This is a genomic window from Rhodococcus sp. BP-160 (assembly GCF_019836205.1).
Classification (GTDB): domain Bacteria; phylum Actinomycetota; class Actinomycetes; order Mycobacteriales; family Mycobacteriaceae; genus Rhodococcoides.
Map to the genome: position 1 here is coordinate 1,088,018 of NZ_JABUEK010000002.1, position 23,700 is coordinate 1,111,717.

The following is a 23,700-nucleotide window of genomic DNA, read 5'->3' on the forward strand; positions in this document are numbered from 1 at the left end:
GTGACGCTAGCCGAACTGTTGCCACCCGAGTCGGATGACGAGCGCGAACACCACCACCAGCAACACGATGCGCACGAACCCGGCGCCCCGCGAGATCGCCATGCGTGAGCCGACCAGCGAGCCCGCGACGTTCGCGACGGCCATGGCGAGGCCGAGCAACCACAGGACGTCGTCGGTCGCCGAGAAGTACAGGAGGGCGCCGATGTTGGATCCCAGATTCAGCACCTTCGCCATCGCCGCGCTGCGCACGAACTCGGTGCCGAGCAGGGTGGCGAACGTGATGATGAGGAAGGTGCCGGTGCCCGGACCGAGGATGCCGTCGTAGAACCCGATGCCGACGGCGGCCACCACCACCACGATGGTGATGCGGCGGCGCGTCGGCGGATCACCCACCACGACGCCGACGGTGGGGCGCAGCGTCACCAGCACCGCGACGCCGACCAGCACCACCAGCACGATGGGGATGAAGAGGTCCTTGTCGATGAGACTGACCGTGGCGGCGCCGAACGCCGCGCCGACCGCGGCCACCACTCCGGCGGGTGCGAGGAGCCGCCAGTTCATCGGGACCTTGCGGGAGAAGGTCAGCACCGCGGCGGTGGTGCCGGCGACGGAGGCCAGCTTGTTGGTGGCCAGCACCGTCTGCTGGGTCGTGGCCGCCGGCGTGACCAACAGGAGTGCGGGCAGCAGGATGAGCCCGCCGCCACCGACCACGGCGTCCACCCAACCCGCCGCCAGCGCGGCAGCCAGCAACACCGACCAGTCACCAGCACCCATGGCGGACATTCGATCACAGCTCCCGCGCTACGCTTCGACCACGATGCGCCGATTCAGCGAATGGCTCCGCCACCGTCCGTTCGCGGTCGACTGTGCGCTGGCGGTGTCACTCTTCCTCATCGAGCTCACGGCCGTCGCTGCCGTGCAGCAGCCCCTCGTCTACGTGGCGATGGCGGTCGCCGTGTCCACGCCGATCGCCTGGCGCCGCCGCTACCCGGTGGCCGCCGCCTGGACGGCGCTCGCACTCGGCCAGGTCGCGACTCTGATGGTGTGGGCGTCGGAAGAACCGCGCACGCTGCCGCCCGGGCAGCTCGGCTTCGTGGTGATGCTCTATACGCTGGCCGTGTACACCGACCGGCGCACGACCCTGCTCTTCGCGCTGGGCCTCGCGGCCGACATCGTCGTCGTGCGGCTCGTGCTCGGGTCCGACTGGACCTCCACCATCTTCTTCGTCCTCCTCTACGCCCTGGCCTACATCACGGCGGAGTTCCTCGGGACTCGCCGGGCCTACGTCGCCGAGGTCAGCGCACGGCTCGCCGTCGCCGAATCCGATCGTGACCGACGCGCCGTCGAGGCGGTGTCCGCCGAGCGCACCCGCATCGCCCGCGAACTGCACGACGTGGTGGCCCACGCGGTGAGCGTCATGATCGTGCAGGCGGACGGGGCGTCCTACGCGCTGCGGTCGGACCCGGAGCGGGCCGCGGCGGCACTTGCGAACATCTCCGCGACCGGCCGCACCGCACTCACCGAACTCCGACGCACGGTGTCGCTGTTGCGGACCGACGAGTCGTCCGAGTCCCACCCCGAGTACGGCACCGCGGCCCTCGCCAAGATCGTGGAGTTGATGCGCGCCGCCGGGCTGCGGGTGTCCATCGAGCAGACGGGCGAACTCGACGACCTGCCGCCGGCGGTGTCGCTCGGGGTGCACCGGCTGGTGCAGGAATCGCTCACCAACGTGCTGCGCCACGGCGGTGAGCGGCCCCGAGCCGTGGTGGCCGTGCGCCGCGAACCGTCCGCGGTGACGGTGTCGGTGATCAATTCCTCGGACGACACCGGCCCGGCCGTCGACATCCACGCCGCACCCACCACCAGCGGCTTCGGCGTCATCGGCATGCGCGAACGTGTCGCCGTGCTGGGCGGAGAGCTCCGAGCCGGTCCGCTGCCGGACGGCCGGTGGCGCGTGGCCGCGACGCTGCCCCTCGAACTGAAGGCCGCGCTGGGCGTCGACCAGGACCACCCGGACCGCTAGGTTGTCTCCCGTGTCCATCTCGGTGCTCCTGGTCGACGATCAGGAACTGATGCGCATGGGTCTGTCGATGGTTCTCGGCGCGCAGCCCGACATCGACGTGGTGGGCGACGTGCCCGACGGTGCCTCCGCGATCGCCGCGGCCGCGCGCCTCGAACCGGACGTCGTGCTGATGGACGTCCGCATGCCCGGTATCGACGGTGTCTCGGCCACCGAACGCATCATCGCGGCGCAACCCGAGGTGCGGGTCATCGTCATGACGACCTTCGACCTGGACGAACACGCCCTGGGCGCACTGCGTGCCGGTGCCAGCGGATTCCTCCTCAAGGACACGCCTCCGGAGGACCTCGTGTCCGCGATCCGCAGCGTGGCGGCAGGGGACGCCGTCGTCTCGCCGCGGGTGACCCGACGTCTGCTCTCCCGCATCGTCGCCGGGCAACCGCGCGATGTTCCCGGACGATCGGCAGCCGTCGAATCGCTCACCGACCGTGAGCGCGAGGTGCTGCTGCTCATCGCCGCCGGCAAGTCGAACGCCGAGATCGCGGGTGAGCTGTTCCTGTCCGAGGCGACCGTCAAGACCCACGTCGGCCGCATGCTCACCAAGCTCGGGCTGCGCGATCGCGTCCAGGCCGTCGTGCTCGCCTACGAGCTCGGACTGGTCACTCCGGGCGCCTGACCGGCCGGGAGAAAAACGAGGCGGTCGCGCGTTGACACGGCAGACGGGTTCGACCAGTCGCCGAAAGGACTCCCGCGATGCCACTGCTCTACTTCTTCCTCTACCTCGTCGTCGAGATCAGCGCCCTCGTGTGGCTCGGCTCGGCGATCGGCATCCTGTGGACGGTGTTCGTGGTGATCGCACTGTCCGCTCTGGGCATGGTCGCGATCCGCTCCCAGGGTCGGCGCGTGCTCTCGGAACTGCGCTCGGCCAACGCCGGACGCCGCTCACCCGGCGGCGCGGTCGCGGACGGCGCGCTCGTGGCCCTCGGCTCGGTCCTGCTGACGATCCCCGGTCTCGTCTCGAGCGTCCTCGGCCTGCTGCTGATGATCCCGCTGACCCGCGCGCTGCTTCGTCCGGTCATCGCGCGGTCCGCCGCCCGGCGCGTCGAGACGGCCGTGGCCTCGGGCCGTACGTTCCCGCCCGGTGGATTCGGGCCGCAGGGATTTGGGGCCGGTCACGTGGTCATCGACGGCGACGTGATGCCGGACCGCGGGAATTCGGCCCCTCGCGACACCCGCGGTGTGATCGACGGCACCACCGGCCGCGACGAGCGCTGACCCCCGACACCCCGGCCGCCCGACACCGGGCACACTGGCGAGCGTGAGTACGCATCTGCTGGTCGGCGGACGGATCTACAGCCCGTCCGCGCCCGACGCGACAGCCATGGCCGTCACCGACGGCACCGTCGTCTGGATCGGTGAGGATCGCCCCGCGCGGGCGCTGCATCCCGACGCCGAGGTGGTGGAACTGAACGGGGAGTTCGTGACTCCCGCGTTCGTGGACACCCATGTCCACACCACCGCGACAGGTCTGGCGCTCATCGGACTCGATCTGAGCGGCGCTCGGTCTCTCGACGAGTGCCTGCGCGCTCTCGCCGCGTACGCGGCCGAGGACGGGGGCACCCTGATCTGGGGACAGAACTGGGACGAGTCGACGTGGCCGGAGGGGCGCGGCCCCACCACCGCGGAGCTCGACGCCGCAGCACCCGGACGGGCCGTGTACCTCTCGCGCATCGACGCGCACTCCGCGGCGTGCTCGACGGTGCTGCGTCGCGCCGCCGGAGACGTGGTCGCCACCGCAGATCCGCAACGGCCGCTCATCGCGGAGGCGCACCATGCCGTGCGCACCCGGGCGCTGGACCTGCTGAGCCCCGCGGGCCGGCACCGCGCCCGCGTCGCCGCGCTCGATCATGCTGCCGCGCACGGGGTCGCCGCCGTGCACGAGTGCGCCGGCCCCGACATCTCCGGCCGCGTCGACCTGGCCGAACTCCTCGCCCTCGAGCACGGCGTCGAGGTGCGCGCCTACTGGGGCGAGGCCGTCTCGACCCCGGACGAGGCGACGGCACTCCTGGCCGCGACCGGCGCGCACGCCCTGGGCGGCGACCTCTTCGTCGACGGTTCGATCGGCTCGCACACCGCCTGGCTGCACGACCACTATGCTGACCACTCCGGTTGCGGCCGTTCGTATCTCGACGTCGACGCGATCGCGGCGCACGTCTCCGCCTGCACCCGCGCCGGGATCCAGGCCGGCTTCCACGTCATCGGCGACGCCGCCACCAGTGCCGTGGTCGAGGCGTTCGGGCGGGTCGTGGCCGAGCTCGGCGGCCCCGCCGTGGCGTCTCGCGGCCATCGCCTCGAGCACATCGAGATGGTGTCGTCCGAGCAGGCCGACGCCCTCGCGGCGTGGGGTGTCATCGCGAGCGTGCAACCGGTGTTCGACACCTACTGGGGCGGTGAGGAGGGCCTGTACGCCACTCGACTCGGCGCGGAGCGCGCTCGCGCACTCAACCCGCTGGCGATGATGGCGTCCGCCGGGGTGTCGCTGGCCATCGGGTCGGACGCACCCGTCACGCCGCTCGAGCCGTGGCGCGGTGTCCGCGGAGCGGTCAACCACCGCACACCGGGCAGTGCCGTCTCGCCCCGCGCCGCGTTCTCCGCGGCGACGCGCGGCGCCTGGCGCGCCGGGGGAGTACGCGACGGCCTGGCCGGCACGCTGGTGCCGGGCGCGCCGGCCAGCTATGCGGTGTGGGACGCCGCGGAACTGGTCGTGAGCGCACCACGGGACTCGGTGCAGCGCTGGTCCACCGACCCGCGGTCACGAGTTCCGGCCCTGCCTCGCCTCGATCCCGAGGCGCCGGACCCGGTGTGCCTGGAGACCGTGCACCGCGGCACCACGGTGTACCGCGCGTGAGCGTTCCCGCTCGACTGATCCCACCCGCGCGGCTCGTTCTCTCGGCCGGCGCCGGCGCGCTCCTGTTCGCGTCGTTCCCACCGCGATCACTGTGGTTTCTCGCGCCTGTCGCCCTGGCGCTCGTCACGTTCGTCCTGACCGAGCGGCGGGTCGACGATCCGGCGCGCGCCCTGTCGCTGAAGGGCGGCTTCCTGTACGGGTTCGCCTTCGGCCTCGGCTTCTTCCTGCCGCTGCTCCCGTGGATCGGCGTGTACGTCGGACCGCTGCCGTGGATCGCGCTTGCCGTCGCAGAGTCACTGTTCCTCGGTCTGTTCGGACTGCTCGCCGTGGTGGTGTCCCGCCTGCCGTTCGCCGCGGTGTGGATCACCATGGTGTGGTCACTGACGGAGTGGTTGCGCAGCACGGTCCCGTTCGGCGGATTCCCCTGGGGCCGTCTGGCCTTCGGTCAGTCCGAGTCACCCCTGCTTCCGCTGGCCGCACTCGGCGGCGCCCCGCTGCTCAGCGCCGCGGTGGCACTGATCGGTGTGTGCCTGACGCTGCTGTGCAGGAGTTTGCGCACCGGCTTCGCCGTCACCTCGGTCGCCGGGCTGGTCGCGCTCGCCGCCGTGGCGCCGGTCGTCGCACTCGCCGTGCGCCCCACGCTCGCGGGTCCACAGGACGGTGACGACACGATCACCATCGCGGCCATCCAGGGCAGCGTTCCCCGGCTGGGCCTCGACTTCAACGCGCAACGCCGCCAGGTGCTCGACAACCACGTGAACGAGACTCTCCGGCTGGCGGAGGAGGTCGAGGCGGGGCGGACCCCGAAGCCCGACGTCGTCATCTGGCCGGAGAACGCGTCGGACGTCGATCCCACCCGCGACGCGACCGCAGCGGCCGAGATCACCGCCGCCTCCGTGCGGATCGACGCACCGATTCTCGTGGGCGCGGTGCTGTCGAATGCCGACGGCACCTCCACCAACTCGGTCATCGCCTGGGACGGAGCCGCCGGACCGGGGGAGCGCCACGACAAGAAGATCGTCCAACCGTTCGGGGAGTATCTGCCGTACCGCAGCTTCTTCCGGCTGTTCTCCTCGTACGCCGACTCGGCGGGCAACTTCGTGCCCGGCGACGGCGACGGCGTCGTGCACGTGCCCGCCGGCACGGATCGCGAGCAGCGGGCTCTCGCGGTGGGTGTCGCGACCTGCTACGAGGTGGCCTTCGACCGCGCACCCACCGAGGCGGTGCGCGCCGGCGCCCAGATTCTCGCGGTGCCCACCAACAACGCGACCTTCGGCGACACGGAGATGACCTACCAGCAGCTGGCCATGTCGCGAGTCCGGGCGGTGGAGCACTCGAGGACCGTCGTGGTCGCCGCCACCAGCGGGGTCAGCGCCGTCATCGCGCCCGATGGTTCCGTGACCTCTCGGACCGCTCTCTTCGACGCCGACCATCTGGTCGCCACGGTGGGTCTGCGCACCGACACCACACTCGCGACGCGGCTGGGATCCACCGTCGAGTACGTGTTCGTGGCCCTCGGCGTCCTGAGTGTGATCGGCGCCACGATACCGAACGTTCGACGGCGCCTGGCCCGCTGACCGGGCACACGGCTCCGCGTCCGCTGGTCGGGGCGGTCTTTCCGCACTTTTGGTGATCTGTCACCGCGATGGACGTAACGTTTCGGGTCCGCAAACCGAGAAGTTGGTAAGTCTCACCCATCCACGACGGGTGGTTGAGCGAATGCCACATACAGCTCAGTACAGAGTGCGACCACGGTCGGGGACACCGGAAGTCACACACAGCACGCAGACGTGCGGCCTGATCGGCCGCGGCGTCGATGCTCTCTGCGTCCGTTCGGTGGAAGTGTGCGTCGTCTCGCACAGCCCGGGGAGCAGGACCGCTCCTCGGCCACGGGACCGACGAGGAGGAGCGAACGATGACGACGTCGGACAGCGCACCGAGAACCACCGAACCGGCCGACACGACACCTACCGTGAACCGGACAGCGTCCGATCCCTTCCCGCTCTCCCCGGCGCAGGCCAGCCTGTGGTTCGCCCAGAAGCTCGCTCCCGAGGTTCCCCTCACCGTCGCGCAGTACGTCGACGTGCAGGGTGACCTCGACATCGACCTGCTCGAACGCGTGGGTGCCCGCGCGGCCGCGGAACTCCAGTCCGGCGAGATCAGGCTCGTGGAGATCGACGGTCAGCCGTATCAGGTCGTCGACCCGGCAGCCACCGTGCGCACCACTCGGCTCGACGTCCGGTCCGAGGCGGACCCGATCGCCGCGGCCCTGGCCTGGATGCAGAAGGAGATGCGCTCCCCGGTCGATCTGGACCGCGATCCGCTGACCGTCAACGTCGTCTTCCGCGTCGAGGACCACCGCTACTTCTGGTACACCCGCATGCACCACATCGCCGGTGACGGATACGGCGCCGTCACCGCCATGAAGCGCGTCGCCGAGCTGTACACCAACGAGCAGGCCGGTGTTCCCACCCCGGACAGCAAGGCCGGCGACCTGGCCACGCTCTACGCGGCAGAACGCGCGTACCGCACCTCCACCAGGTTCGAGACCGACCGCGCCTTCTGGCAGGACACGCTCCAGGGTCTGCCGGACACCTTCTCCCTCGCCGATCGCACCGCCCCGGCCGCGCCGAGTCGCCTGCGACTCAACGGTGTCACCGACGAGACCGTCGGCGACATGCTCACCTCCGCGGAGGAGCGATTCGACGCCAGTGCCGCTGCCGTCGTGGCCGCGTCCTTCGCCGCCTACCTGCACCGGGTCACTGGGCGCGCCGACGTCGTCATGAGTCTGCCGGTGTCCGTCCGCACCACCGCGGCGCTGCGCCGCTCGGGCGGCATGGTGTCCAACGTCGTACCGATCCGCGTGCACATCTCGCCCGACATGAACATCGGCGACCTGGTGTCGTCGGTGACCCTCGAGATCACCGGTGCGCTGCGCCACCAGAAATACCGCCACGAGGACATCCGCCGCGACCACGGCAGCTCGACCATGCACCGCGGGTTCTTCGGACCCATGGTGAACATCATGCTGTTCGACTGGACCGTCGGTCTGGGCGATCTGGTGGGCCGGCTGCACCTGCTCTCCAGCGGTCCCATCGAGGACTTCACCTTCAACGTCTACAACAGCGGCGGCAACTCGCTGAACATCGACTTCGAGGGCAACCCGTCGCTGTACGACGAGGACACCCTCGCTGCCCATCATCGGCGGTTCCTCGCCTTCTTCGAGAACTTCCTGGGACGCGGGGCACGAACTCGCGTCTCCGGTCTCGACGTCGTGCTGCCCGACGAGTACGACCGTGTGGTCACCGAGTTCAACGACACAGCCGTGAGCGTTCCGCGGACCACGCTGCCCGCGCTGTTCGACGCACAGGTGCGGCGCACCCCGGACGCGACGGCCCTGGAGTTCGCCGGCACCGCACTGACGTACGCGGAACTCGATCGTCGCTCGTCCCGCCTGGCGCGGGCGTTGATCGCCCGCGGCGTCGGACCCGACGTGCTCGTGGGCCTGGCCATGCAGCGCTCGCTCGACCTCGTCGTCGCGATGTACGCGATCGAGAAGGCCGGCGGCGCCTACGTACCGCTCGACCCCGATCATCCCGCCGAGCGTCTCGGCCACGTCCTCGACACCGCCCGGCCCGCGTGCGTGCTGACGGTGTCCACGCAGGGTGTCGTCCTGCCCGACACCGCTGCGCGCGTCGACGTCGACACGCTCGATCTCGCCGGACTCGCCGACACGCCGGTCGGCGACAGTGAGCGCACGGCGACTCTGCGACCCGATTCGCTGGCGTACGTGATCTTCACGTCGGGTTCCACGGGCCGCCCCAAGGGTGTCGGGGTGTCGCACCAGGCGATCGTCAACCGATTGCTGTGGATGCAGAACGAGTACTACCTCGGCGCCGACGACGCCGTGTTGCAGAAGACTCCGGCGACGTTCGACGTCTCGGTGTGGGAGTTCTTCTGGCCGCTCCAGGTCGGCGCCCGCCTGGTGATCGCGGAGCCCGACGGGCATCGCGATCCGCGCTACCTCGCCTCGATCATCGCCGGATCAGGCGTCACCACGGCACATTTCGTGCCCTCGATGCTCGGCGCCTTCGTCGCTGAACTGCGCGCGTCCGACGCCCGGCTCGGTGACCTGCGTCAGGTGTTCTGCAGCGGTGAGGCACTGCCCGCGGAGACGGCATCGGCATTCCGCTCGCTCACCGGGTCCGCGCTGCACAACCTCTACGGGCCGACCGAGGCCGCCGTCGACGTCACCTACTGGGAGGTGACCGACGCCGACGCCGTCACGGTGCCGATCGGACGGCCGGTGTGGAACACCGCGTTGCAGATCCTCGACGCCCGGCTCGAGCCGGTTCCGGTGGGAACGGCGGGCGAGCTCTACCTCGCGGGCGACCAGCTCGCCCGTGGCTACGTCGGTCGGCCCGATCTGAGCGCCGACCGGTTCGTCGCCGACCCGCTGTCGGCGCACGGCACCCGCATGTACCGCACCGGCGACCTGGCGCGTTGGCGGGCCGACGGCGCCGTCGAGTACCTGGGCCGCACCGACTTCCAGGTCAAGATCCGCGGACTGCGGATCGAGCTCGGCGACGTCGAGGCGGCTCTGGTCGCGCATCCCGCCGTGCACCACGCGGTGGCCGTGGCCCACGTCGACGAGCGCGGCGAGACCACGCTCGTCGCGTACGTCGCACCCGAGCCCGGCACCGACGCGGCGAGCGTCGAGGTCCGCGCTGTCGCCGCGACCGTCGCCGACCGCCTCCCGTCCTACATGGTGCCGTCGCTGGTGATCGTTCTCGACGCACTTCCGTTGAGCGCCAACGGCAAGGTCGACCGCAAGGCACTGCCGGAACCGGTGCGCCGCCGGGCCGACGTGCCCTCGGTCCCGCCGCGCACAGAGGTCGAGCGACGCATCGCCGAGACCATCGCCGACGTGCTGGACGTCCCCGTTCCCGGTGTCCACGACAGCTTCTTCGAGATCGGCGGCAACTCGCTGCTGGCCACGCGCGTGGTCTCCCGCATCAGCGCCGAGCTCGGTGCCGACGTGGGCATCAAGGACCTCTTCGAGGCGCCGACCGTGGCACGTCTGGCGGATCGCGTCGCCCATGCGCCCGTGGTCACCACCGGGCCGCCGCTGGTCGCAGGACCTCGCCCGGATCGCATTCCCCTCTCGCTCGCCCAACAGCGACTGTGGTTCCTGAACCGGTTCGACTCGGCGTCCCCGGCGTACAACATGCCGTTCGCCATCACGTTGCACGGCGACCTCGACGCGGACGCTCTGAGTGTCGCGCTCGCCGACGTCCTGGAGCGCCACGAGACGCTGCGCACCGTGTATCCCGACTCCGCCGACGGTCCGCACCAGGTGGTGCAGGACCCCGCGCACCACGACCTCGCGCCGATCGACACCGACGACTCGGCGCTGGCCGACACCGTGCGGGAGTTCGCGTCTCACGGATTCGACGTCACGCGGGAGCACCCGGTCCGTGTCCGCCTGTTCCGCACCTCGCCGACGTCGCACACGCTGGCCGTGGTGCTGCACCACATCGCGTCGGACGGGTTCTCCTTCGGCCCCCTCGCGACCGATGTCATGACCGCCTACGCTGCGCGGACGCAGGGGAGTGCGCCGCTGTGGGCACCGCTCGACGTGCAGTACGCGGACTTCACGCTCTGGCAGCACGCCGCACTCGGAGACGAGAACGATCCGACCTCGATCCTGCGCAGTCAGATCGACTACTGGACCGCGCGGTTGGACGGCCTGCCCGACACGCTCGAGCTGCCGACGGATCGCCCCCGTCCCGCTGCACCGTCGCACCGCGGCGGCGCCCACGACTTCCACATCGACGCCGATCTGCACCAGCAGCTCCTCGTGCTCGCATCGGACACCTCGGCCAGCCTGTTCATGGTGTTGCACGCGGCACTGTCCGCGCTGCTGGGACGGCTCGCGGACTCGGACGACGTCGCGATCGGGTCGCCCATCGCCGGTCGCGGCCACCGCGCGCTCGACGGACTCGTCGGCATGTTCGTCAACACACTGGTGCTGCGGTCGACGCCCGCGCCGCACGTCCCGTTCACCGACCTCCTCCGCGAGGTACGCGATCACGACCTCGAGGCGTTCGCCCGCGCGGACGTCCCGTTCGAGCGTGTCGTCGACGCGGCGGCACCGGAGCGCTCGACGTCGCGCCACCCGCTGTTCCAGGTCGTTCTCTCCTTCGAGAACCTCGCGCCGGTCCGCGTCGAGATGGCCGGACTGGATGTCGAGGTCGCCGAAATCGACTCCGGCACAGCCAAGTTCGACCTCACGCTGCAGCTCTCGGAGCGCACCACGGTCGACGGTCGGCCCGACGGGGTCGATGCGCGCCTGGGCTACGCCCGCGATCTGTTCGACGACGCGACAGCCGCGACGATGGCGCAGCGACTGGTGTCCGTCATGCGATCGGTCGCGGCGGATCCCACCCGAGCGATCGGCGACATCGATCTGTCCACGTCCACCGACGCTCCTGCCGTCCTCGTGGGCGCGGCAGCCGGGCCCACCTCGTCGCTCGCCGACATCCTCGTCTCGGCCGCGCGGCGCGATCCGTCCGCCACCGCCGTCGTCACGGCGGACGGCTCCGTCACGTACGGCGAACTCGACGACGCGTCGGACCTTCTGGCGCACGCGTTGATCGCCGAGGGAGTCGGCCCGGAATCGATCGTGCCCGTGTGTCTCGAGCGCTCGATCGACTCGATCGTCGCGACCTGGGCCGTGACGAAGACCGGCGCCGCCTTCCTCCCGGTGGATCCGCGCTACCCGGCGGACCGCATCGAGCGCATGGTCACCGACGTCGCCGCGTCCCTCGGCATCGCTGCCGCGGGAGCCGCACTGCCCGTCGCGGTCCGGTGGGTCACCGTCGATCACCGATCCGACGAGTCCTCGGCGGCACTGCCCGTACGGGTGCGCCCGGAGAACCCGGCATACCTCATCTTCACGTCCGGATCCACGGGCACCCCCAAGGCGGTCGTGGTGCCGCACCGCGGCCTCGCCGACTTCGCCCGCGAGCAGGTGGCGACCTACCGAGTCGGACCGCGATCGCGCACACTGCATTTCGCCTCGCCGAGTTTCGACGCCTCGATCCTGGAACTGCTCATGGGATTCGCCGCGGGCGCGACCGTCGTGGTCGCCGGTACCGACGTCTACGGCGGCGACCGCCTCACCGCACTGCTGCGTGATCAGCGGGTGACCCACGCCTTCGTCACCCCTGCTGCTCTCGAGACGGTGGACCCTGCGGACCTCGACGCTCTGACCTTCGTCGGGGTCGGCGGCGACGTCTGCAGTCCCGCCCTCGTCGAACGGTGGGCGCCCGGCCGCCGCATGCTCAACCTGTACGGGCCGTCCGAGGCCACCGTCGTCGCGACCCTGACACCGCCGATGGCACCCGGCTCGCCCGTCACCATCGGCGCCCCGCGCCGCGGTGTCGACGTGCGGGTGCTCGATCGTCGTCTGCGCCCGGTGGTCCCCGGAGTTCCCGGCGAGCTCTACCTGTCCGGGCCGGCGCTGGCCCGCGGGTACCTCGGGCGCCTGCCGCTGACCTCCACCCGCTTCGTCGCCGATCCGTTCGGCACGCCGGGTGACCGTATGTACCGCACCGGCGACGTCGTCGCCGCCGTGACCACCACCGCGGGAACCGAACTGGTGTTCCGCGGCCGAGCCGACGACCAGGTCAAGGTGCGGGGTCACCGCATCGAACTCGCCGAGATCGACGCGGTGCTCCAGCGTCATCCGTCGGTCACGTTCTCCGTCACGAGCGTGCAGAACGCGGGCCGGGCCGACGCCCGCCTGGTCTCGCACCTCACGCTCGCGCCTGGCGCCGCCGGAACCGAACCGGTGCTCGAGCACGCCCGCCGCACCCTGCCCGGGTACATGGTGCCGTCCGCGGTGGTCGTGCTCGACGAGGTGCCCCTCACCCCGTCGGGCAAGCTCGATCGCCGCGCGCTGCCGATGCCCACACCGGAGACGGCGGAGACGGCGTACCGCGAGCCCCGCACCGAGACCGAGTGGACCGTCGCCCGCGTGTTCGCGGACGTCCTGACGGTGCCCCGGGTCGGTCTGGACGACAGCTTCTTCGACGCCGGTGGCAACTCGTTGATGGCGACCCGTGTCACGAGTGCGATCGGCGCCGCGCTGAGCCGTGAGGTGGAGGTGCGCACTCTCTTCGAGGCCCCGACCGTCGAGGCGCTCGCGGCTCACCTCGACGCCGACAGCGGTGCGGCGTCGCGGATCCCGCTCGTCGCGATTCCGGCGGCGAGCCGTCCTGACCGGATCCCGCTGTCGTCGCCGCAGCAACGGCTGTGGTTCCTCAACCGCTTCGACCCCACCTCCGACGCCTACAACATCTCGTTCTCGGTGCACCTGGACGGCGTCCTCGACGCCCCCGCGATGGCACTGGCGTTGGCCGACGTGGTGGAACGGCACGAGAGCCTGCGGACCGTGTTCCCCGAGAGCGATCACGGACCGCACCAGGTCGTCGCACCGGCAGCACCCGCACCGCTCACGACGACCGTCGTGGACCGCGGCGACGTCGCGGACGCGCTGACCCGGTTCGCCCGTCGCGGGTTCGATCTCACGGTCGAGACCCCGCTGCGCACCACTCTTCTGTCGATCTCCGAGACGGAGCACGTGCTCGGTCTCGTCGTACACCACATCGCCGCGGACGGGTGGTCCCTCGGACCGCTGACCCGCGACGTCATGGTCGCCTACGCTGCCCGCACCCGCGGAGCTGCCCCGCAGTGGACCCCACTTCCGGTGCAGTACAGCGACTTCACCCTGTGGCAGCGAGCCGTGCTCGGTGACGAGGCCGACCCGGAGAGCCGGGCACACCGCGACCTCTCCTTCTGGACCGACACTCTGGCCGACCTTCCGGACGAGTGCGCCCTGCCCGGCGATCGCGGCCGCCCGGCGGCGCCGTCCCACCGGGCCGGCGTCCACGAGTTCGCCGTCGATCCGGCCGTGATGACCGCACTGTCGGCCGTCGCCGAGCGCCGGGGCGGCACCACGTTCATGGCGATGCACGCCGCACTCGCGGTCACGCTCGCTCGGCTCGCCGACACCCGGGACGTGGTGATCGGCACCCCGATCGCCGGCCGACGCGATCGCGCACTGGACGAGCTGGTCGGCATGTTCGTCGGCACCCTGGTCCTGCGCTCCGACGTGGCGCCGTCCGACACCTTCGCCGACCTTCTCGGCCGGGTCCGCAGCACCGATCTCGACGCGTTCGCTCACGCGGACCTGCCGTTCGAGCGTCTGGTCGACGCTCTGTCGCCGTCGCGGACGGCCGGTCGGCACCCGCTCGTGCAGGTAGTGCTGGCCTTCCAGTCCGACGGTGTCACCAGCGGCGAACTCGACGGTCTCACCGTCACCGCGTCGGAGATCGACCTGCAGCGCAGCAAGTTCGACGTCGAGCTCGCCGTCACGGAGAGCACCGACGCCGACGGCGAGCGGTCGTGGCGGTTCCGCGTCACCTACACGCGCGATCTCTACGACGAGAGCACCATCGCCGCCTTCGCGGACCGTGTCAGCGCCGTGCTCACCACGGTGGCCCGAGACCCGTCGGTGACCGTGGGCGACATCGAACTCCTGTCCCATCAGGAGTCCCGCGAGCTGACGACACGGGCCGGCGAGCGTCCCGGCGCACCGGTACTGCTGCCCGACCTGTGGGCCGCCGTCGCGCGGGAGAACGCGAACACCACTGCGCTGGTGCATGATCCGTCCCACGGCGTCGACGTCACGGCTCGGCGGTCGCGCACGTACGCCGAGCTCGATGCCGACGCCACCCGTCTCGCCCGGGTCCTGCTCGAACGCGGAGCCGGACCCGAGCGCGTCGTCGCCCTGGCGCTCACCCGGTCGGCGGAGTCCGTCGCGGCGATGCTCGCCGTGGCGATGACGGGCGCGGCCTGGGTCCCCGTCGATCCGCGCTACCCTGCGGACCGCATCGACCACATGCTCACCGACAGCGGGGCCGACCTCGGTGTCTGCACCGTGGCCGACCGCCCGGCGGCAGGACGGGACGTCGACTGGATCGTGTTCGACGACCCGGCCACCGTCGCCGACATCGCGACCCGGTCGACGGAACCCGTCACCGACCGTGACCGGACGTCCACGCTGCGTGTCGACCATCCGGCCTACGTCATCTACACCTCCGGATCGACGGGACTGCCCAAGGGCGTCGCCGTGACGCACTCGGGACTCTCCTCGTTCGCAGAGGTGCAGCGCACGACGTTCGGCATCACCGGAACATCGCGGACCCTGCACTTCGCCTCGCCGAGCTTCGACGCGTCGGTGCTCGAGATCCTGATGGCGATGGGCGCCGGCTCCACCGTCGTCGTCGCCCCGAGCGACGTCTACGGCGGCGCGGAGCTGGCCGAACTGATCGACCGCGAGTCGGTCTCGCACGCCTTCGTCACCCCGGCCGCGCTCGCGACCGTCGACGTCGCCGCCCGATCACTGCCGAGTCTCACCACCGTGGTGGTGGGCGGCGACACGTGCTCCGCAGACCTGGTGCGGCGCTGGTCGGTCGGACGTTCGCTGTACAACGGGTACGGCCCGACGGAGGCGACCATCGTCGCCGCCATCGCGGAACTGCGTGCCGACGAACCGGTCACCATCGGTACGCCCATCGCCGGAGTCCGCGCCGTGGTGCTCGACGCGCGTCTGCATCCGGTGCCGGTCGGCGTCACGGGTGAGCTGTACCTGTCGGGTGTCGGCGTCGCTCGCGGCTACCTCGACCGCGCGGGACTGACGGCGGGCCGGTTCGTGGCCGATCCGTACGGCACAGCGGGGGAGCGGATGTACCGCACCGGCGATGTCGTGCGGTGGACTGCGGACGGCCGGCTCGACTACGTCGGACGCTCGGACACCCAGGTCAAGATCCGCGGATTCCGCATCGAGCTCGGTGAGATCGACGCCGCACTGACGAGGGACCCGTCCGTCGGCTTCGCGCACACTCTGGTGCACACCGATGCCTCCGGTCGCGCCTCGCTGGCGTCCTACGTCGTCGCCGCCACCGGACACGACATCGATGTCGACGCGGTCACGGGCGGCGTCCGCTCCGTTCTGCCCGGCCACATGGTGCCGGCATCGATGACGGTTCTCGAGCGCATCCCTCTCACTCCCGTCGGCAAGCTGGACGTGCGGGCGCTTCCCGCCCCGGTCGTCGTGGCCGTCGACCGCACTCACGACGCGCCGGCCTCCGAGACCGAGCGGACCGTCGCCGAGACCGTGGCGGCAGTGCTGGACCTCGACGTCGAGGTCGGACGCGACGACAGCTTCTTCGCACTCGGTGGCAACTCCCTGTTGGCCACACAGGTCGCGTCCCGCCTGGGTTCCACTCGCGGCGTTCGGGTTCCGGTCCGGGCACTCTTCGAGCACCCGACGGTCGCAGCCCTCGCCGCGCACATCGACGGGCTCGCCGAGTCCGCCGGCCCCGCTCTCGAGGCACGGCCTCGACCCGACCGGATCCCGCTGTCCTCGGCGCAGCAACGCCTGTGGTTCCTCAACAGGTTCGACCGGGCGTCGGGGGCGTACAACGTGCCCTTCGCGGTGCGCCTGACGGGACCGCTCGACATCGCCGCGCTGGAAGCCGCGCTGCGCGACCTCGTCGACCGCCACGAGGTGCTCCGGACCGTGTACCCGGACTCGCCCGAGGGCCCGCACCAGGTGATCCTGCCTGCGGACGAGGTGCCGGTGGCGCTGGAGCCCGTCGTGACCGAGCCCTCCGCGGTGACGGCCGCGATCGTCACGAGCGCGGCCCGCGGGTTCGACGTGACCACGCAGGCACCGCTGCGGGTGGACCTGCTCGAGGTGACGGCCGGGGTCGAGCACGTCCTCGTCGTCACGCTGCACCACATCGCCGCGGACGGCTGGTCGCTGGCGCCGCTCGCCGCCGACCTGCTCACCGCCTACACCGCGCGGTCCACCGGCACGGCACCCGCGACGGAGCCACTGCCGGTGCAGTACGCGGACTACACGCTGTGGCAGCGTGACCGGCTCGGCTCCGAGGACGACCCGTCGAGCCTCGTCTCGACGCAACTGGCGTACTGGACGGCGGCGTTGACCGGAGCTCCCGACCGTATCGACATCCCCACCGACCGTCCGCGGCCGAGCGTGCCGTCTCACCGGGGCGGGGTGGTCACCACCACGGTGGGTGTCGACACGCACCGGCGGCTCGTCGACCTTGCGCGGCGGGAGAACGCGACGCTGTTCATGGCCGTCCACACCGCCCTCGCCGTCGTGCTCGGCCGTCTCGCCGGCCGCTTCGACACGTCCGTCGGTACCGCGGTCGCCGGCCGCGGCGACCAGGCACTGGACGCGCTGGTCGGAATGTTCGTCAACACGCTGGTCCTGCGCACGCGGGTCTCGCCGACCGCGTCGCTGACCGAGGCGTTGCAGCACGTGCGCGCGGTCGATCTGGACGCGTTCGCGCACCCCGACGTTCCGTTCGAACGTCTGGTGGACGTGCTGCACCCGCAGCGCAGCACGAGCCATCACCCGTTGTTCCAGATCATGTTGTCGTTGCAGGACGACGTTCCGACGACTGCCCGCATGGGCGAGGTGACCGTCGACGCGGCCGAGGTGGACGTCGCCGTCGCCAAGTTCGACATCCAGTTCACGGTCACCGACCGGCGCACCGACGACCGGGAGCCGGCGGGGCTGACCGTCACCGCCGACTACGCGACCGATCTGTTCGACGCCGCCACCGTGAGCACCATGCTCGATCGTCTGGTGGGCGTGTTGGGCGTCCTGGCCACCGAACCCGACCGCAGCATCGGCAGCGTCGAGATGTTGACCTCGCAGGAGCGAGCCCATCTGGTGCCCGTGCACGGCGGCGAGACCGATCCTGATCCGTCGCTGACCCTGTCCGAGGTGTTCGAGCAGACCGCACGCCGGGTTCCCGACCGCATCGCGGCGGAGTACCTCGGCGCCCACATCACCTACGGCGAGCTCGACCGACGTTCGACCACGGTGGCCCGAGCTCTCGTCCGGCGCGGTGTCGGACCGGAATCACTGGTGGCCCTGGGCTTCACGCGATCCTTCGACTCTCTCGTCGCGGTCCTGGCCGTCGCGAAGGCCGGCGGCGCCTTCGTCCCGGTCGACCCGCACTACCCGGCCGACCGCGTCCGTCACATGCTGACGGACTCGGCGACCACGTGGGGACTGACGACCGCGGAGCACCGGGCGGCCGTGGACGGAGTCTCGTCGACACGGTGGCTCGTGCTCGACGACGCGGACACCCTGGCCGAGCTGGCTCGTACGTCCGACGAACCCCTCACGCCCGCAGAGCTTCTCGGACCCATCGCTCTCGTGCACCCCGCGTACGTCATCTACACCTCGGGGTCGACCGGGACACCGAAGGGCGTCGTCGTCACCCACGCCGGCCTGTCGAACTTCGCCGGCGAGCTGCGCGATCGATTCGAGGTCGACGAAACGGCACGCGTACTGCACTTCGCGACACCGAGTTTCGACGCCGCCGTCATGGACCAGCTGTTCGCGTACGGATCCGGCGCGACACTCGTCGTGTCACCGCCCGGGGTCTACGGCGGCCGCGAACTGGGCGACCTGCTGGGATCGGAACGCATCACGCACGCCTTCATCACGACCGCGGCATTGTCGACCGCGGACCCGGCGAGCGCGACGTCGTTGCGACACATTCTCGTCGGCGGCGAGGCGTGCCCACCGGAACTGGTGGAGCGCTGGGCTCCGGGACGCTCGCTGTACAACGTGTACGGGCCGACGGAGACGACCATCGTCACGACGATGAGTGCGCCGATGGTGCCCAAGGGTCCGGTCACGATCGGTGGACCGATCCGCGGTGTCGCGGCGCAGGTCCTCGACCGCCAGCTGCAACCGGTGCCGTTCGGCGTCGTCGGCGAGCTGTACCTCGCCGGACCGGAACTCGCTCGGGGATACCTCGGGCGCACAGCGTTGACGTCGTCGCGGTTCGTCGCCGATCCGCACGGCAAGCCGGGTGAGCGCCTCTACCGCACCGGTGACCTGGTGCGCTGGCGCGAGTCCGCCGACGGCGACCCGACCCTGTCCTACGTGGGCCGGACCGATCATCAGGTCAAGATCCGCGGGTTCCGCATCGAGCTGGGTGAGATCGACGCCGCGTTCGACGTGCACGACGGCGTGGACTTCGCGACCACGATGGGCCACGTCCTGCCCTCAGGGGACACCGTCCTGGTGTCCTATGTCCTGCCGCACCGGGAGTCGTCGGTCGACACGGCGTCGCTGCGTCGCCATCTGCAGGAGCGACTGCCCGGCTACATGGTGCCGCAGTCGATCATGCTGCTGGACGAGCTGCCGCTGACCTCCGTCGGCAAACTCGATCGGCGGGCGCTGCCCGCTCCGGAGTTCGCCGTCACCGGCGAGCATCGCGATCCGGGCACCGCGACCGAGCGCGCCGTCTGCGCTGTCTACGAAGACATCCTGGGGGTGGCCGGAGTCGGACTCGACGACAGCTTCTTCGAACTCGGCGGCACGTCGCTGGTGGGGACGCGCGTGGTCGCTCGACTCGAAGAGACCCTCGGCACCACGGTTCCGATGCAATGGTTGTTCACCGACTCCACGCCGGCAGCTCTCGCCGCGCGCATCGACGACACCGCGCATCTGTCGGCGGACGAGGTCGCGGCGACGGCCACGGCGTCACTGGACATGCTGCTGCCGCTGCGCCCGCAGGGTTCCGCGTCACCGGTGTTCTGCATTCATCCGGCGTTCGGACTGTCCTGGAGTTACAGCGGTCTGCTCGCCCACCTCGACTCGAATCAGCCGGTGTACGGCCTGCAGTCACCCGTCGTCTCGGGACGCACCGAGGAGTTCGACACGGTCGAGGAGCTGGCCCGGTACTACGTTCGCGAGATCCGGTCGATCCAGCCGCACGGTCCGTACCACCTGCTGGGCTGGTCGCTCGGAGGCCTCATCGCCCACGCGATGACCGTCGAGCTGCAGCGGGTGGGGGAGAGCGTCGCGACGCTGACCATGCTCGACAGCTACGTGCTCGCCGACGAGTACCTCGAGTCGACACCGTCGGTGCGGGATCTCATCGAGGAGTTCACCGGCCACGAGTTGCCGGCAGGCGTGGAACCGACGGTCGCGGAGGCGGCGGCCGCGCTGCGGTCCGAGGGTGGTCCGATGGCGGCGATGACCGTCGACACCCTCGAGCGGCTGTACGCGGGCTACGTGAACGGGACCTCGCTGGCGCACGGGTACTCACCGGGCGTCGTGGACTGCGACGTGCTGTTCTTCACCGCGACCGAGGACGAGGTGAACCGGAACGACGTACGGCGGACCGCCTCGGCCTGGCGTCGACACGTCCGCGGTGCCATCCACGATCACGCGGTGCCGGTCGCACACTCCGCGATGACCGATCCGCAGGCACTCGCGATCATCGGACCGATCGTCGCGCAGCACCTGCGCTGATCTCGACGGACCCGAGACACACCGAGGGCCCCGGAGTAGATGCTCCGGGGCCCTCGGTGACGACAGGGGAGAGGCGGTCAGACTCCGGCGCCGCGACGCTTCGCCTTGAGCAGATCCATCCGCTCCTTGAGCAGTTCCTCGAGCTCCTCCACCGAACGCCGCTCGAGCAGCATGTCCCAGTGGGTGCGCGGGGGCTTGACCTTCTTGGCCTCGGGCGCGGTGCCCTCGATCAGACTGCCCTCGAGACCGTTGCGGCAGAGCCAGGTGCCGGGCAGCTCGGCGTCGTCGGCGAAGGGAACGTCGAACTCCTCGCCGTTGTCCGTCCGGTATCGAGCCATGCGCCGGGGCGCGAGGTCGTGGTCGCGATCGGTCTCGTAGCTCACCGCTCCGAGTCGACTACCTCGTAGAACGCGATCTGCCATGGTGGAGTCCTCTCTCGATCGTGGTACGCATGTCGCGTCCGTCGAATTCAACGCGCGTGGTGCGCGGAACGTTCCCGCACGCGAACACCCCATTCTAACCGGTGATGCGGCAGGGTCCGCGCACGTCGGTATCGTCGGGTCGATGCGGGGTGAATCCGGGACGGTGGGCGGTGGGATCGGTCGGTCCCGCGCACGGCGCCCGAGCACGTGTCTGTGGTGCGGTCGGCCGGTGGTCGAGGGCGCTGCGGGCCGGCGCCGACGGTACTGCCGTCAGTCCTGCCGTCAGCGTGCCTACGAACAGCGGACGTCGCTGAAGGACACCGTCGTCGCGGACGACGCCGTGGTGCTCACGGAGGCCGAGGCCGGTGCCGCCGCCGATCGCGCATTCGGAGTCCGGTGCGCCGCCGAGGACGTGGCCACGGCCGTCGCGGAGGGCGCCGACGCGGCCGAACTCGCCGAGCTCTGCGACCGGTTGGTCACCCTGGCCAAGGACGCGGAACGACTGCGCTGATCCTGATCAGACACCCAGGTCGCTCGGGTGGTAGCCCTGCGGATACCCGGGGTACGTCCGGTTGCGCGGATCCTGCGCCGACCGCGATGCCGTCCGCTTGGGCAGCAGACGCTCCACGCGGCCTCGGGCCTGCAGCGCCGACTCGAGCGCCGGGCGCACGGCGGGGACCGGGTCGCCGAACCCGAAGGCGCGGGTCATGTCCTGATCGATCATCGACAGCACGGCGCCGCGCACCGCGGAGCGGACCGGGCGCGGGTACCACGACGCCAGCAGGTCGCGGGTGTACTCGCCGATGGCCCTGTTGTCGTCGGAGTAGACGAACCGCTCGCGCTCGTACCGCACCTTGAAGGCGTGGAAGTCGGCTGTCGACGCGGGAATGTCCCGGATGCCCATCCGGATCCCGACCTCGCGGTAGAACGCGACGCTCGCGATCCGTTCGTGCGGATGCAGGCGCCGCCACCCGTAACGGTCGATCCAGTCCAGCGGATCGAACGCGAAGGTGGAGAGCACGTACAGCATGTCGTCGTTCGAGATGTCGTAGCGCGCGTGCATGCGGTTGACCGCGCGGAGCGACGCGCGCCCGCGCTCGGAGTCGTACCCGTGTTCCACGAGTTCCGACATCAGCAGCGCGGTGTCGTCGTACCGCTTCTGGGGGCGGTGCTCGAACTCTCCCGTCCTGCGGAGCAACGCCGAGATGGTGGGCACGCAGTACGTGCGGAACAGCGCGAACTCCAACGCGCGCTGATAGTCCCAGGGAAACTCGCACCCCGCCGTGATCTTGAGGACGGTGGCCGCGTCCGCCACCGGATCCAGCTCGTCGATCACCCGCACCCACCCGAACCGCCCGAAGCGCGGCCGGGGGAGGGTGGTCATCGCCCGTAGACCTTGGTCAGCAACAGGCGCGCGACCGCGACGTCACGCCGCTTGCGCGTCATCGTCACCAGGCCCAGCGGGGCGGCGAAGCGTTGCTTCGTCACCGACTTCACCCGGGAGAACTCCCGCAACCCGTCGGCGCCGTGGATCCGTCCGAAGCCCGAGTCGCCGACTCCGCCGAAGGGCAGCGCGCCCACCGCTGCGAAGCCCAGCACGGAGTTGACCGTCACCACTCCGACGCGGAGCCGGTCCGCCGCCCGCTCGGCCGCGGCCTTCGACGCGGTGAAGACCGACGCGCCCAGCCCGTACTTCGAGGCGTTGGCCCGCTCGATGCCCTCGTCGAGATCACGGACGCGGTTGACCACCACGGTCGGACCGAACGTCTCCTCGGCGACGGCCGAGCTGTCCTCCGGCACGTCGAGCAGCACGATGGGATCGACGTACGGCGCCCGGACGGATTCGAGTCCGCCGACGACGGCGCGACCACCGCGCGCCAGGGCGTCCTCGACCTGGTCCCGCACGATGTCGACCTGCTTCGGCAACGTCATGCGTCCGTACTGCGCATCGTCCGCGTCGCCGACCCGGAGGTCGCGTACACGGGAGGTCAGGATGTCCACGAAACGATCGGCGACCTCCTCGACCACGTAGATGCGCTCCACACCCGCGCAGGTCTGGCCCGCGTTGCCCATGGCGCCGAACGCGGCGAAGGTCGCCGCGGCCTCGAGGTCGGCGGTGGCGTCGACGATGAGCGCGTCCTTGCCGCCGCCCTCGACCACGATCGGCGTGAGCGTCTCCGCGCACACCGCCATGACCTTCTTCGCCGTCGCGGTGGACCCGGTGAAGGCGAGCTTGTCCACTCCCGAGCGGCACAGCGCCTCGCCGACCCGACCGTCGCCGGTGACGGTCTGGAGCACCTGGTGCGGCGCCGCCAGCGACGCCCAGGCGTCGGCCAGCCAGGTGCCGGTGCGGGGAGTGAGCTCGCTGGGCTTGAAGACGACGGCGTTGCCGGCGGCCATCGAGTACGCGAGCGACCCCATCGGTGTGTAGACCGGATAGTTCCACGGGCCGATCACGCCGACGACACCCATCGGTTGATACCGCACGGAGGCAGCGTGATTGATGCTCACCAGACCCGGGAAGACGGACCGCTCCCGCAGGACACGTCGCGCGTTCTTCGCGGCCCACGTGAGATGCTCTACCGCCAGCATGACCTCGAGCAGAGCGTCGTCCTTCGGCTTGCCCGTCTCCTCGCGCACGGTGTCGACGAGCGACCCCGACGTCCGGGCGATCCTGGATCGGAACTCGAGCAGCCACCCCTTGCGATCCGTGAAATCGAGAGCGCCCCACCACAGTGCCGCGTCACGCGCGCGGGCGACGGCCGCGTGCACCTCTCCGTCGGACGGCGTCGGTGCCGCGGTGCGTTCCGGAGAGTGCTGGACCGTCATGTGTGTACCCCTCAGTCAGCCGAATGATCCACTGTGATCGGTGACACTATGGCTGATCGCCGTCCGCGACAATGACCGA

11 protein-coding genes are annotated in these 23,700 nt (G+C 70.7%); 7 read left to right on the forward strand and 4 right to left on the reverse strand.

Annotation, left to right across the window (positions count from 1 at the left end):
* Positions 1-6: 6 nt before the first annotated feature.
* Positions 7-774, reverse strand: coding sequence for a TSUP family transporter (locus HQ306_RS11530; RefSeq protein ID WP_222631166.1), 768 nt, complete (start codon positions 772-774; stop codon positions 7-9).
* A 43-nt stretch (positions 775-817) separates the two neighbouring features.
* Here HQ306_RS11530 and HQ306_RS11535 point away from each other — a divergent pair, with 43 nt between their 5' ends.
* The 6 genes from HQ306_RS11535 (at position 818) to HQ306_RS11560 (ending at position 20,370) form a co-directional block, all read left to right on the forward strand.
* Complete coding sequence (locus HQ306_RS11535) at positions 818-2,023, forward strand: sensor histidine kinase (protein WP_222631167.1); 1,206 nt, start codon at positions 818-820, stop codon at positions 2,021-2,023.
* Positions 2,024-2,033: 10 nt separating this feature from the next.
* Entirely contained in the window at positions 2,034-2,696 is a 663-nt protein-coding gene (locus HQ306_RS11540; RefSeq protein ID WP_027505385.1) for a response regulator transcription factor, read from the forward strand.
* A gap of 77 nt (positions 2,697-2,773) precedes the next feature.
* On the forward strand, positions 2,774-3,295 hold the full coding sequence (locus HQ306_RS11545) for an FxsA family protein (RefSeq protein WP_222631168.1): 522 nt from the start codon (positions 2,774-2,776) through the stop codon (positions 3,293-3,295).
* A gap of 43 nt (positions 3,296-3,338) precedes the next feature.
* The gene (locus tag HQ306_RS11550) at positions 3,339-4,928 is read left to right on the forward strand and encodes an amidohydrolase (RefSeq protein WP_308115432.1); all 1,590 of its coding nucleotides are present in this window, start codon (positions 3,339-3,341) and stop codon (positions 4,926-4,928) included.
* On the forward strand, positions 4,925-6,505 hold the full coding sequence (gene lnt / locus HQ306_RS11555) for an apolipoprotein N-acyltransferase (RefSeq protein ID WP_222631170.1): 1,581 nt from the start codon (positions 4,925-4,927) through the stop codon (positions 6,503-6,505). Before HQ306_RS11550 ends, lnt begins: the two co-directional genes overlap by 4 nt.
* Before the next feature lie 338 nt (positions 6,506-6,843).
* The gene (locus HQ306_RS11560; RefSeq protein ID WP_222631180.1) at positions 6,844-20,370 is read left to right on the forward strand and encodes an amino acid adenylation domain-containing protein; all 13,527 of its coding nucleotides are present in this window, start codon (positions 6,844-6,846) and stop codon (positions 20,368-20,370) included.
* A 77-nt stretch (positions 20,371-20,447) separates the two neighbouring features.
* Here HQ306_RS11560 and HQ306_RS11565 read toward each other — a convergent pair whose 3' ends face one another.
* Positions 20,448-20,792, reverse strand: a complete 345-nt coding sequence (locus HQ306_RS11565; protein WP_027505388.1) for an RNA polymerase-binding protein RbpA — start codon at positions 20,790-20,792, stop codon at positions 20,448-20,450.
* Between the two features lie 142 nt (positions 20,793-20,934).
* Between HQ306_RS11565 and HQ306_RS11570 the strand changes: the two genes are divergently transcribed.
* Entirely contained in the window at positions 20,935-21,303 is a 369-nt protein-coding gene (locus HQ306_RS11570; RefSeq protein ID WP_051613280.1) for a hypothetical protein, read from the forward strand.
* Positions 21,304-21,309: 6 nt separating this feature from the next.
* Here HQ306_RS11570 and HQ306_RS11575 read toward each other — a convergent pair whose 3' ends face one another.
* On the reverse strand, positions 21,310-22,176 hold the full coding sequence (locus HQ306_RS11575) for an oxygenase MpaB family protein (protein WP_222631181.1): 867 nt from the start codon (positions 22,174-22,176) through the stop codon (positions 21,310-21,312).
* On the reverse strand, positions 22,173-23,621 hold the full coding sequence (locus HQ306_RS11580; RefSeq protein WP_056444508.1) for an aldehyde dehydrogenase family protein: 1,449 nt from the start codon (positions 23,619-23,621) through the stop codon (positions 22,173-22,175). The genes HQ306_RS11575 and HQ306_RS11580 overlap by 4 nt, the downstream gene beginning before the upstream one ends.
* Positions 23,622-23,700: the final 79 nt, after the last annotated feature.

What these genes read in the sequence shown, in the direction of transcription:
- HQ306_RS11530 (WP_222631166.1), bottom strand. Translation starts at nt 774, where the DNA reads ATGGGTGCTGGTGACTGGTCGGTGTTGCTGGCTGCCGCGCTGGCGGCG.
- HQ306_RS11535 (WP_222631167.1), top strand. Translation starts at nt 818, where the DNA reads ATGCGCCGATTCAGCGAATGGCTCCGCCACCGTCCGTTCGCGGTCGAC.
- HQ306_RS11545 (WP_222631168.1), top strand. Translation starts at nt 2,774, where the DNA reads ATGCCACTGCTCTACTTCTTCCTCTACCTCGTCGTCGAGATCAGCGCC.
- HQ306_RS11560 (WP_222631180.1), top strand. Translation starts at nt 6,844, where the DNA reads ATGACGACGTCGGACAGCGCACCGAGAACCACCGAACCGGCCGACACG.
- HQ306_RS11565 (WP_027505388.1), bottom strand. Translation starts at nt 20,792, where the DNA reads ATGGCAGATCGCGTTCTACGAGGTAGTCGACTCGGAGCGGTGAGCTAC.
- HQ306_RS11570 (WP_051613280.1), top strand. Translation starts at nt 20,935, where the DNA reads ATGCGGGGTGAATCCGGGACGGTGGGCGGTGGGATCGGTCGGTCCCGC.
- HQ306_RS11575 (WP_222631181.1), bottom strand. Translation starts at nt 22,176, where the DNA reads ATGACCACCCTCCCCCGGCCGCGCTTCGGGCGGTTCGGGTGGGTGCGG.
- HQ306_RS11580 (WP_056444508.1), bottom strand. Translation starts at nt 23,621, where the DNA reads ATGACGGTCCAGCACTCTCCGGAACGCACCGCGGCACCGACGCCGTCC.